General features: G+C 30.7%; 11 protein-coding genes. 5 read left to right on the plus strand and 6 right to left on the minus strand.

Features of this window, described 5'->3' with window-relative positions; genetic code table 11:
- The 6 genes from ACVC2P_RS01750 to tsaD form a co-directional block, all read right to left on the minus strand.
- Window positions 1-464 (minus strand): DUF4159 domain-containing protein (locus ACVC2P_RS01750; protein ID WP_452596763.1); only part of this gene is annotated, 464 nt, incomplete at its 3' end.
- A 67-nt stretch (window positions 465-531) separates the two neighbouring features.
- The gene (locus ACVC2P_RS01755; RefSeq protein ID WP_452596764.1) at window positions 532-1,236 is read right to left on the minus strand and encodes a 16S rRNA (uracil(1498)-N(3))-methyltransferase; all 705 of its coding nucleotides are present in this window, start codon (window positions 1,234-1,236) and stop codon (window positions 532-534) included.
- Window positions 1,236-1,874, minus strand: a complete 639-nt coding sequence (locus ACVC2P_RS01760) for a peptidylprolyl isomerase (RefSeq protein ID WP_452596765.1) — start codon at window positions 1,872-1,874, stop codon at window positions 1,236-1,238. Before ACVC2P_RS01760 ends, ACVC2P_RS01755 begins: the two co-directional genes overlap by 1 nt.
- 152 nt (window positions 1,875-2,026) lie before the next feature.
- Entirely contained in the window at window positions 2,027-2,353 is a 327-nt protein-coding gene (locus ACVC2P_RS01765) for a TfoX/Sxy family protein (protein ID WP_452596766.1), read from the minus strand.
- A 398-nt stretch (window positions 2,354-2,751) separates the two neighbouring features.
- Window positions 2,752-3,369 (minus strand): hypothetical protein, encoded by a 618-nt coding sequence (locus ACVC2P_RS01770; protein ID WP_452596767.1) that lies wholly within the window; start codon window positions 3,367-3,369, stop codon window positions 2,752-2,754.
- 12 nt (window positions 3,370-3,381) lie between these two features.
- Window positions 3,382-4,404 (minus strand): tRNA (adenosine(37)-N6)-threonylcarbamoyltransferase complex transferase subunit TsaD, encoded by a 1,023-nt coding sequence (tsaD, locus tag ACVC2P_RS01775; RefSeq protein WP_452596768.1) that lies wholly within the window; start codon window positions 4,402-4,404, stop codon window positions 3,382-3,384.
- A 166-nt stretch (window positions 4,405-4,570) separates the two neighbouring features.
- Between tsaD and ACVC2P_RS01780 the strand changes: the two genes are divergently transcribed.
- From ACVC2P_RS01780 to ACVC2P_RS01800, 5 genes are all read left to right on the plus strand, one after another.
- Window positions 4,571-8,977 carry a translocation/assembly module TamB domain-containing protein gene (locus ACVC2P_RS01780; RefSeq protein ID WP_452596769.1) on the plus strand — a complete coding sequence of 1,469 codons (4,407 nt, stop codon included), beginning with the start codon at window positions 4,571-4,573 and terminating at the stop codon, window positions 8,975-8,977.
- 168 nt (window positions 8,978-9,145) lie between these two features.
- A complete protein-coding gene (pfkA, locus tag ACVC2P_RS01785) occupies window positions 9,146-10,132 on the plus strand; it encodes a 6-phosphofructokinase (protein ID WP_452596770.1) in 987 nt (328 codons plus the stop codon).
- 17 nt (window positions 10,133-10,149) lie between these two features.
- A complete protein-coding gene (gene gap, locus ACVC2P_RS01790) occupies window positions 10,150-11,151 on the plus strand; it encodes a type I glyceraldehyde-3-phosphate dehydrogenase (protein ID WP_452596771.1) in 1,002 nt (333 codons plus the stop codon).
- An 87-nt stretch (window positions 11,152-11,238) separates the two neighbouring features.
- Window positions 11,239-12,105, plus strand: coding sequence for a BadF/BadG/BcrA/BcrD ATPase family protein (locus ACVC2P_RS01795; RefSeq protein WP_452596772.1), 867 nt, complete (start codon window positions 11,239-11,241; stop codon window positions 12,103-12,105).
- Between the two features lie 398 nt (window positions 12,106-12,503).
- A partial coding sequence (locus ACVC2P_RS01800) for an RHS repeat-associated core domain-containing protein (RefSeq protein WP_452596773.1) occupies window positions 12,504-13,006 on the plus strand: 503 nt, incomplete at its 3' end.

The raw sequence follows: 13,006 nt of genomic DNA on the forward strand, positions 1-13,006 counted from the left end.
ATTTTTGGTAAGCCTTTTGGAAATTTATAAGCTGTATTAAAAATGGGATGATTATTTGGTAATTCTACCAATTCCTGATTTGGGAATACTTTTTTTAATTCTTTAGTAATATAAGGTTGCATCCCGTAATTATCGTCGATATGTAAAAAACCGCCAGATATTAAGTAGTTTCTTAAATTTTCGGCGTCTTCATCACTAAAAAACACATTGCCATGCCCCGTCATGTGTAATAATGGATATTGAAAAATATCTGAACTTCCAACTTCTACCGTTTCTGGTTTAGCTTTCATTTTAGTATTTATATTATCATTACAAAACGCAATAAGGTTTGGTAATGCTGTTGGGTTACTATACCAATCGCCACCGCCTTTATATTTTAAAATAGCTAAATCTTGTGCGGTACTAAATTGTATAACAAAACAGGTAATTGCAATACTGAATAGGAAAATTCTTTTCAATGTCATATCTCAAAAATAGCAAGATTTATAGTGTAAAACACATTTTTAACGAAATTTTCAAAAAGACTATTGATTATTCATTTACAAACGCTACAGAATGGCAAGCTACAATAGCAGCAGTTTCTGTACGAAGTCTTGTTTTGCCTAGAGTTACAGGTTTCCAATTATTTTGTAAAGCGAGTTCAATTTCTTTGGTACTAAAATCGCCTTCAGGCCCTATAAGTATCGTTGTTGTTGTGTTTGGTTTTAGCAGGCTTTTTAAGGATTGTTTTTTTGTCTCTTCGCAATGCGCGATAAAACAATCACCTTCGGGAGTTGTTTTTAAATACTCTTTAAGAGATGTAGCATCTTTAAGTTCTGGCAAATAGCATTGTAGAGATTGCTTCATGGCAGATTGTAAAATCTTCTGGAAACGTTCTGCTTTAATAACTTTACGCTCGCTGTGGTCGCAAATAATAGGCGTGATGCTAGTAATACCTATTTCGGTAGCTTTTTCTAAAAACCACTCGTAGCGGTCATTCATTTTTGTTGGTGCAACTGCTAAATGTAAATTATATTCTGCGGGTGCTTGTTGTGTTTTAGATTGTATGGTTGCCACACAGTTTTTAAGCCCTGCAATTGTTATTTCTGCATTAAATAACCAACCTTTGCCATTGGTAATATGCATAGTATCGCCTACTTGCTTACGTAGTACTTTTACAATATGTTTACTTTCTTCTTTTGAAAAAGAGAATTGTGTTGTATTATCGTTTATTTCTGAGTTATAAAATAATTGCATTAGGCTTTGTCAATAATTTTAAGCACCTTAACTTCTTTAATTGTTTTAATTCTGTGTGTTTTTAATATAACATAGTAGCCATTATCTTCTTGGGTTCTAACCGTGTAAATGTCTCCTAAATTATTCTTTAAATCACTTACTTGTTCTTCTACTTCAATAGGCATATCTCCATCTTTAAACCAGCCAGAATCTCCTCCAGTATATGCATTTCTATCCATAGAGTATTTTTTTGCTAAGTCTTCAAATTTAATACCATCCTTATGCTGTTTTATAATGTCTTTAGTAACCTCATGAATTCTTTTTAACTTTACTGTATTACCATCTAAAAACACATAGCTTATTCTGTAATGTGGCTCGTTCGTTTTTTCGATAACTTTATAATGTACTTTGCCAAACTCTACATCTACAGTTTTTGTGGCACCAACTGGTAAACCTATAATAGTTTTAGCTAACCTTGTTTTATGTTTGGCTTCATTAAAAATAATTAATTTATTCTTTTTCTTAGACTTTTCGGCTTCTATGTAGGCTTCAGCTTGCTCAACAGTTGCTATAGTATCTAGTGCTTTTTTTAGTTTTCTGCTTTGTGCAAATGAAGCTGTAGATAAACATAATACGATTAGAAGTAGGGCTTTATTCATTGATTTAAATTTTTACAACACAAAAAAACAAAATATTATATTGTGTTGTATTATTATTTAAAACTTTATTAACAGGGATTTAAACAACCCAATCCCTACGCAGGCAAGAATCTCATCAAGAGGAAGATAATAACCTCTTATAAACCATAGTATTACAATTTACTTTTAGCGTGTTCTAAACCTAATTCTATGTAGTGTAATAATTCTAATTCAGTTTCTATACCATCTTCTAAAACATAGATAAACTCTTTCATTGGTTTTTTAGTGAAATCCATAGGTATTACATTTGGTTTTTCTAATTCAGTTTCCATTTTCTCTGAAATAACACGTACCATCAATTTATTTTTAATAACACCTATAGTCATTTTTCCTTTGTATAGAAAAGCGATTCCTCCAAACATTTTTTTGTCTGTAAAGGTTTCTGCAAAGAACTGTAATTGCTCTTTTATTCTATTGACGAGTTGTGCGTTGTAAGCCATACTTAAACATACTTATAATGATATTAAATATAAGAAACAATTGAGTTAATACTATTAAAGCAATAAGAATTACAAAAATTACAGTTTTATGATTTGAAGTATTAAATAAAAAAAATCCTATTTTAAGACATAAAATAGAGCCTATAGTAATGAAAATATGTGTTTTAGTTAACCCCTTTATTAAAGCTATTTTTATTTTATTTAGGATTAAATATGCGAAGCCAGATATTAAGAGTATAATCGATAATATTATATCAATACCCAAAAGGCTAATAATAAAATAAGTATCATGTATGTTAATACTTATTACCTCTGTTTCATCAAAATTGTAACTACAAATAATATGTATAAGAAGGATAAATAAAACGATTAAGAAATAATGATAAGATTTTAACTTTTTAAGCATCAGTTTTTTCTTTTGTATTAAATAGTTTTTTATCTATAAACCATGTGATGCCAACTAACAAAGAGAAAATAATAATACGTTCAGTTATAGCAATTGCTAACGATATAATGACACTAAAAATAAGTTCTAAAATTGGTTTTGATTGCCAAGCGCTAGGAAGGTAATCTCTGTGTATTGAGGTTATAAAAATAATATAGTATTCTATATTTCTTCCAGTAATAATACTTAGTATTAATAATAGTAGCACTAGTAGAATACTTTTTGTATTAATTTTTCTAAGTTTTTTTATCCAAAACAATTGTGTAAGTAAGCAATATAGAAGTGGTCTAAACGATAGATACCAATAGAAAGTGGCGTATGGTCCTAGGGCTCTTTCACTAAAAACGGTCGGTTCTTTAGAATTTATAAGTTGAATAAGAAGTATTAAATGATAGAAAAAATAAATAATTCCAGAGACTCGTATTACTATTGTTCCATAATTAAAATAAGACGCTAACGTATTTTTAAAACTAGAATTTACAAAAAATGAAAGTATAAAAACAAGCATTGAGCATAAGCCAAACCCTAGAAAAATAGCTTCAAAAAGGAATCTAATGGTCTCGTTTTGCAATACTGTTGTTTTTTAAATTTTTAATCTAGCTGAAGCCATAACATTGCTTTCTGCAAAATCATCTTCTAAATACTTTAAATAACCAACAATAGCAATCATAGCGGCATTATCTGTAGTAAATTCAAATTTAGGAACGTAAGTAATCCAACCAAATTTTTTCTCACCATCTTTTAACGCTTGGCGTATTCCAGAATTTGCAGAAACACCTCCACCAATGGCAATTTGTTTAATACCAGTTTGTTTAGTGGCTAGTTTTAATTTATCTATTAAAATACCAATAATTGTATATTGAATAGAAGCACAAATGTCGTTTAAATTTTCAGCTATAAAATCAGGATTGGCTTTAACCTCTCGTTGTATAAAATATAATACAGCAGTTTTAAAACCAGAAAAGCTAAAGTTTAAGCCCTCTACTTTAGGCTTGGTAAATTTAAAAGCTTTAGGATTACCTAATTTTGCGCGTCTATCGATTTCTGGACCAGCAGGATATCCTAAACCTAAAATTTTGCCACTTTTATCGTAAGCCTCACCAACGGCATCATCTATAGTTTCTCCAAGAACTGTCATTTTAAAATAATTGTCTACTCTTACAATTTGTGTGTGTCCGCCAGAAATAGTCACACCTAAAAATGGAAAAGTAGGTTTCTCATACCCCTCTTCATCTATAAAATGAGCCAAAATATGAGCCTGCATGTGGTTAACATCTATTAAAGGAATATTTAAACCAAAAGCCATAGACTTTGCAAAAGAAGTACCAACAAGCAATGAGCCCATTAAACCAGGACCACGAGTAAAAGCAATAGCATGCAATTGAGATTGTTCAATATCAGCTTTTTTTATGGCTTGGGCTACTACAGGAACAATATTTTGTTGGTGCGCTCTAGAAGCTAATTCTGGAACAACACCACCATATTCTTCATGTATTTTTTGACTTGCTATAACATTACTTAAAATTTTTCCGTTACATATAACAGAAGCGGCAGTATCGTCGCAAGAACTCTCAATACCAAGGATATAAATATTTTGTGAAGACATTAGTATATATTAGGCACAATTATTGTTAATTTTGAAAACATAAAAAGACATCTACAAACAGGTGTTTTTTCGTAATGCAAATGTAGTTTATTCTTAAAGAAAGTTATAACTTTAAATTAGTATCAAAAAGTTTCTAAAAATATTAGCTAAGATAGCGGCAATAATTTTGCTGCTTTTTATCATATTGGTATTATTCTTTTCTATACCAGCAGTACAAACCAGATTGGGCCGTTATGCAACAGAACGCCTTAATGAAGATTATAAAACTAATATAAAAATAGAAAAAGTTGGACTTCAGTTTAATGGCGATGTTGAATTGAAACAGATATTAATACGCGACTTTAAAAATGACACATTAATTAGCGCTACAGAATTAAATACTTCTATACTTAATTTTAAAAACCTTTATAATAGTAAACTAAATTTTGGAGATATAGACCTAGAAGATTTAGTGCTAAATATTATAACTTACAAAGGCGAAACAGAGACTAATCTAGATGTCTTTGTAGCAAGGTTTGATGATGAGAATCCAAGATTAGAAAAAAGCGATTTTCTACTATCTTCTAGTGATGTTTCTGTGTATAATGGAACATTTAATTTAATAGATGAAAATAAAGAAACGCCTCAAATTTTAAAATTCACAGATTTAGGGATTAATGCAACAAATTTTGTAATTAATGGCAGCGATGTAGATGCAAGAATAAATACTCTTGGTTTTGTAGATAGTCGTGGATTAGTTATGCAGAATATGTCTACTAATTTTAAGTATACATTATCGGAAATGCGATTCGATAACTTAAATATAAGAACAAAACAATCCACCTTAAAAGGAGATTTAAAATTTAACTACAAAAGAGAAGACTTTAAAGATTTTGAAGATAAAGTTAAGGTTACTGCTAATTTTACAGAAGGAGATATCGCTTTAAATGAATTAAATACATTTTATAACGAGTTTGGAGCTAACCAACATGCCACATTAAGTACCCAGCTAACAGGGACATTAAATGATTTAACAGCTAATAATTTAAAATTAACAACAAATACCAGAACCAATGTTTATGGTACATTAAACTTTAAAAATTTATTTAATGCAGCAGATAATAACTTTGAAATGCGAGGGGAGTTTACAAAACTATCATCAAGTTATTATGCATTAAAAGATTTATTACCAAATGTGTTAGGAGAATCTATTCCATCAATATTTAGTAAACTAGGAACATTCTCTATAACAGGAAATACGCATATAACCTCGCAAAATATAAAAGCAAAATTAAACATTAATACCTCCTTAGGTTTTGTAAGTTCCGATTTAGAAATCTCTAATGTCGATAATATAGATACAGCGTCCTATAAAGGGAATGTTATATTTAGTGCTTTCGATATGGGGACGTTTTTAGAAGACCCTAAATTAGGCGAAATGTCTGCAAATTTAGATGTAGATGGTGTTGGGTTTGAAAAAGAAAACCTACGCTCTAAACTAACAGGAGATGTTTATTCTATAAACTATAATAATTATACTTATAAAAATATTTTGGTTAATGGAAAATACCAAAAAAACATATTTAATGGAGAATTAATTGCAGACGATAAAAACTTAAAATTAAAATTTAACGGGTTAGCAGATTTATCTAAAGCAGTAAATACATTCGATTTTGTTGCCAATGTAGATTATGCTAACTTAAAAGTACTTAATTTTTATAATAGAGATGAGACTTCAATTTTTAAAGGAATTGTAAGTATGAAAATGCAAGGAACAACAATAGATGATGCAGTTGGTAGTATTTCATTTAATAAAACAAATTATAAAAATGAAGTAGACGATTACTATTTTAATGATTTTGCAATACAATCTTCATTTCAAAATAATGAAAGAATTATAGAGGTAAACTCCCCAGACATAGTAAAAGGGCAAATAAGCGGGAACTTTAAATTTAAAAATATTACCAAACTTTTTGAAAACTCTATAAAAGATATTTACACAAATGAAGCCCCTAATGTAATAGAAGAAAATCAATACATAGATTTTAACTTTAAAATTTATAATAAAATTGTAGAAGTATTTTTTCCAGAAGTTAAACTAGGAAAAAACACGTTTATAAAAGGACGTGTAGAAACCGATGAGAAAGAATTTAAACTAACCTTTAAATCTCCTAAAATTAAACTGTTAGATTATTTTGCAAGCGAAATAGAAGTACAGGTAGATAATAGAAACCCTTTATTTAATACCTACATAGAAATAGATAGTATTAATACAAAATATTATAGCGCTTCAAAATTTAACTTAATTAATGTAACCTTAAATGATACGTTGTTTATGCGTTCAGAATTTAAAGGAGGCAAAAATAACACAGATAATTATAACCTTAGTTTTTACCATACCATAAATGCCGATAATAAATCTGTAGTAGGTTTTAAAAAGAGCGATGTAACTTTTAAAAATAATAGATGGTACGTAAATAATAGACGCGATAAATACAATAAAATAGAATTCGATAGAGACTTTAAAAACTTTAAAGTAGATCGTTTTATAATGAGTCACCAAGATGAAGAAATTAAATTATCTGGAATTATAAAAGACTCAACGTATAAAGACATAAAACTTGATTTTAAAGACGTAGACCTTGCAAAAATAACACCTAGAATAGATAGCTTATTATTAGCAGGGAATGTTAATGGAAAACTTAATGTTTTACAACAAGATGGAAACTACCTGCCAACCTCTAAAGTAACCATAGATGATTTAAAAGTAAATAGACAACTTTTTGGTTCTTTTGAAGCAAACATAATAGGAAATGAGTCTTTAACTAACTATAAAATTGATGCCAAAATAAAAGATGATATAACCAATTCATTTGCAGCAAAAGGAGAGATCAATATAGCAAAAGGGAACTCTACAATAAACTTGGGTTTAAATTTTAATAAATTTAGTTTAATACCATTAACACCATTGTTAGATCCAGTTTTAAATGATATACGAGGCGATATAAGTGGAGAAGCAAAAGTAATAGGAAACTTAAATAAGCCAGATATAAACGGAGAACTACTTATAGATAGTGGAGGATTAAATGTACCCTATTTAAATGTAGATTATAGTTTTGAAGATAACTCATCAGTATCACTAAAAAATCAAAGTTTTATATTTAATAATATAAATATTACCGATACAAAAGAACGATCAAAAGGAATTTTAGAAGGAACCGTAAGCCATGTAAATTTTGGTAAATGGAAGCTAGATTTAAATATAGGAACCGATCGTCTTTTAATTTTAGACACTAAAGATAATGAAGACGCACTATATTATGGAAAAGGTTTTATTGGCGGAACTGCTAATATTCAAGGCCCTACAGAAGCACTTGTAATTACAGCAGATGCTCAAACAAAAAAAGGAACCGAATTTTATATTCCATTAAACGATTTAGAATCTTTTGGAGATAATACATTTATTCATTTTTTAAGCCCCGAAGAAAAATTAGCGAAAGCAGAAGGTAAAGAAGTTATTAGAGAAGACATTACAGGATTAGAGTTAGACTTTAATTTAGATGTAACAAGCGATGCACTAATAGAAATTAAAATGGATAGAGAGTCAGGAAGTACTATCAGTGGGCGTGGAGCAGGAGAACTACTCTTTAATATTAATACCAATGGTAAATTTAATATGTATGGCGATTTTATTGTTTGGGAAGGCTACTATAATTTTTTCTTTGGAGGTATTGTACAAAAACAATTTGTAGTAAAACCATACGAAAGTAATTTAAGATGGGATGGAGACCCTTTAAAAGCAATAATAGACATTAAAGCACTATATTCTACAAGAACAAACCCATCTCCCTTATTAGATAACCCAATAACACAAAATATTCAAACAGATCTAGAAATAAATTTAACAGGACAATTAGAAAAGCCAGATTACGACTTTCAGTTTGAGTTCCCTAATGTAAACTCAACATTAAAATCTGAATTACAATATAGATTAGACTCTAAAGAAGATCGAGACAAGCAAGCTTTAAATTTATTGGCTACAGGCGCATTTAACAGGCAGTTAAAAGATTTAAATGTAACAGGAACATTAACCGAGCGTTTAAATGGTTTAATAAATGGACTATTTTCGGATAGTGAAGGAAAATTACAAGTTGGTGTAAATATAGAAGCAGGGAAAAACACACCAGGCTTTGAAACAGATAGCCGTGTTGGAGTAACATTACAAACCAAAATAACAGATCGTGTACTTATTAATGGAAAAGTAGGAGTACCAGTAGGAGGTGTAAGCGAATCTGTTATTGCAGGAGATGTACAAATAGATTTTCTATTAAACAAAGAAGGAACCCTTACAGCAAAAGTATTTAATAGAGAAAATAGTATCCGTAATTTTGGAGAAGAAATTGGCTATACACAAGGCCTTGGTATTGCTTATTCTGTAGATTTTGATACATTTGGAGAATTACTACGTAAAATCTTTAAAAAGAAAGATAAAGAAGTAATTAACAAAAAAGAAAAACCAAAAGCAAAAGATAAAGACGCAGAAAAAACACCTTTTTCAGATAGCTCTATCGGGCTTAAGAAAAAAGAAAACTAACTCCATTTTTGTACCATCAAACGCTATATAGTCTTAATACTTCATACTTTTTTCAACAATTTTATCAACTAAAACGTTATAGTGGAATTTGTCTCGTAAAATTTTAACGAAACCAACCTATTATATTAATTTTCTTTTATAGCTTTACGTAAATTAATAAGAAAATTAATGTCGAAATCAATAAAAAAGATAGGAGTAATGACCTCAGGAGGAGATGCTCCTGGAATGAATGCTGCCATACGATCTGTTGCAAGAACTTGTGCCTATCATGGTATAGAATGCGCAGGAGTTTATCGCGGTTATGAAGGAATGATTGAAGGTGATTTTAAGGAACTAACCGCACGTAATGTAAAAGGCATAATAAACAAAGGAGGTACCATTTTAAAATCTGCAAGATCACAAGAATTTAGAACACCAGAAGGACGTAAAAAAGCATACGAAGCGTTACGAAAAGAAAACATAGATGCATTAGTAACAATAGGGGGAGATGGAACATTTACCGGAGCTTTAATCTTTAATCAAGAGTTTGAATTTCCCGTTATGGGAATACCAGGAACTATAGATAATGATATTTTTGGAACATCTCATACTCTAGGCTACGATACGGCATTAAACACTGTCGTAGAAGCTATAGATAAAATTAGAGATACCGCCAGCTCACATAACCGTTTATTTTTTGTAGAAGTTATGGGACGCGATGTGGGACATATAGCTTTAAATGTAGGTGTAGGAGCAGGAGCAGAAGAAATTCTCATACCAGAAGAAGATTTAGGGTTAGAGCGTTTGTTAGACTCTTTAAGACGAAGTAAAAAATCTGGAAAATCGTCAAGTATAGTTGTCGTAGCAGAAGGAGACAAAATAGGAAAAAATGTTTTCGAACTTAAAGATTACGTAGAAGAAAACATGATGGAATACGAAGTGCGTGTCTCAGTTTTAGGGCACATGCAACGTGGTGGATCACCATCTTGTTTCGACCGGGTATTAGCAAGTAGAATGGGAGTAAAAGCAGTAGAAAGTCTATTAGAAGGAAAATCTAATGCCATGGTAGGTATCATTAACGATAAAATAGCTTTAACCCCATTAGAAAAAGCCATAAAAGGGCAATCTAAAATAAATAAAGAATTAATACGTGTGTCAGATATAATGACCACATAACAATAGAGAAGAAGATTATGTCAAAATTAAAATTAGGAATTAACGGATTTGGTAGAATAGGACGAATAGTATTTAGAGCTACAGTAAAAAGAGACAATGTAGAAGTTGTAGCTATCAACGATTTGTTAGATGTTAACCATTTAGCATATTTATTAGAATACGATTCTGTACACGGAAGATTTGATGGAACCATTGAAGTTAAAGATGGCAATCTTATTGTAGATGGTAAAACAATTAGAGTAACGGCAGAAAGAGACCCTAAAAATTTAAAATGGGATGCAGTAGGAGCTGAGGTAATTGCAGAATGTACAGGTATTTTTAAAAGTTTAGAAACAGCAGATTATCATATACAAGCAGGAGCAAAAAAAGTAGTGATTTCTGCACCTAGTGGAGATGTACCTATGTTTGTAATGGGCGTAAATGATGATACATTAAAAGCGAGCGATACAATAGTCTCTAATGCATCATGTACAACAAACTGTTTAGCCCCATTAGCTAAAATAATTGAAGAAAATTATGGAATAGAAGAAGCGTTAATGACAACCATACATGCAGCCACTTCAACACAATATACAGTAGATTCGCCTTCGAGAAAAAACTATCGTTTAGGGCGCTCAGCAATGAACAATATTATTCCAACGAGTACAGGAGCAGCTAAGGCCGTAGGAAAGGTAATCCCAGAATTAGATGGTAAACTAACAGGTATGGCATTTCGTGTACCAACAGTAGATGTATCTGTAGTAGACTTAACTGTAAGGACTAAAAAAGAAACCTCTTTAAATGACATAAAAGAAGCCTTTAAAAAAGCATCAGCAGGAAGTATGAAAGGCATTTTAGGATATACAGATGAAATGGTAGTATCTCAAGATTTCGTTAGTGATGCTCGTACTAGTATCTTTGATGCAGAAGCAGCAATAGAGCTTAACTCTAAATTCTTTAAACTTGTAGCTTGGTACGACAATGAATTTGGATATTCCAATAAATTAGTAGATTTAGCAGAAAAAGTAAATAGTTTATAAAACAACACTATTAAAAACGCTGTTAATTTATAGATAATTAACAGCGTTTTTAGTTTAATATAGTTATAAAAAGACAACCAACAATTTATGATTTTAATAGTTGATAGTGGATCTACAAAATGCGATTGGATTGCTGTAGATGAAAATGGCAATCAAGTTCTAGAGAAAATTAGAACTAAAGGGTTAAACCCAGCAATATTAACAGAAAAAAAACTAAAAAAAACGATAAAAAAGAGCAAGGCACTTAAAGAGAATAAAAACGAAGTAACTCATGTTTTTTTCTATGGTGCTGGGTGTGGAACAGAAAAACCTAGGCAGACACTTAAATTAGTATTACAAACCTTCTTTGTAAATGCAAAAGTAAGCGTTAATGAAGATACCATGGCAGCAGTATATGCTACCATAAATAATAATACAGAAGCGGCAGTTGTATGTATTTTAGGAACAGGATCTAATTGTAGTTATTACGATGGTAAGCAGTTACATCAACGTGTAGCGTCTCTTGGCTACTCAATAATGGATGATGCAGCAGGTAATTATTACGGGAGGCAGTTATTACGTGATTATTACTTTAACCATATGCCAGAAGATTTAAAAGTATCGTTTGAAGATAAATACAATTTAGAAGCCGATTATATTAAACATAACCTATACAAGCAGCCCAACCCAAATGCCTATTTAGCTAATTTTGCAGAATTTATGATCCTTAATAAAGATTCAGAATACGTTGTAGAATTAATAAAAAAAGGCATACGTGTTTTTGCTAAAAATATGATTATGCAATATAAAGAAGAGTTAAAAACAGTTCCAGTACACTTTGCAGGATCTATTGCTTTTTTCTGTCAAGAGGAAATTAAAATTATAGCACAAGAATTTGGTTTTAAAACAGGAAACTTTGAGCGTAGACCAATTGAAGGTTTAGTAAATTACCATACAAAGAATTTAAAGGTATAATTGAAGTTTATATAAGTTTGAAATATATAAAAAGCTAGAAGAAATTTCTTTTAGCTTTTTCCCTTCATTAGCACTCGTTTGTGAAGAGTGACGTATCGAATAATTACTCGCTACTGCTTGTATATAGTATAAATAAGTCAAAAACCAATAATTAATATTTAGCCCTAGTTTTTTCTAGTTCATTGAAATAAATTTATTAAAATTGTACAGGTTTTTATCCTTTCGGTATGCTGCTACCTAATCGTCACGGAGCAACAGACCCCCGCTCCCGCTAGAATCTTTCTAGTGGCGGTAAGAGTAAGCTTAACTAAAACAGTTGTTTTATATGTTTTAGACATTGTTTTTAAGTTCATTGAAATAAATTTATTAAAAATTGTACAGGTTTTTATCCTTTTGGAATGTTGCTGCCTAATCGCAGCGGTAGCGCGGGATCGTACCGTTACGGCTTCCAAGGTCAAGAAAAAGATGATGAGATTAAAGGGGAAGGGAATTCTTTGAATTATACATTTAGGATGCACGACCCTAGAGTTGGACGATTTTTAAGTGTTGACCCATTGTCAGCAAGTTACCCTCATAATTCTCCATTTGCTTTTAGTGAAAATAGAGTTATTGATGGAATTGAATTGGAAGGATTAGAGTACTTGGATTCAGATGAAGCGATGGTTGACGCTTATTATGGAACTTTATTTATAAAACTAGAAAATTTTAGCAAGCTCTCTCAAGAAAACATAAAAAAATCAAATAGCTTATTAACTTATGTCAATGAATATGGACTAGGAGAAGGTGATTTGCAGATTACTACTTTTGTGACACCATTAAGTGAACAATTACCATCTGTTGCTCCAGATGAGAATGAAAAGTGGCGACAAAATTCATGGAAAGAGGTAAGTAAGTATTGGGA

The sequence above is a fragment of the Pontimicrobium sp. MEBiC01747 genome (assembly GCF_053601635.1).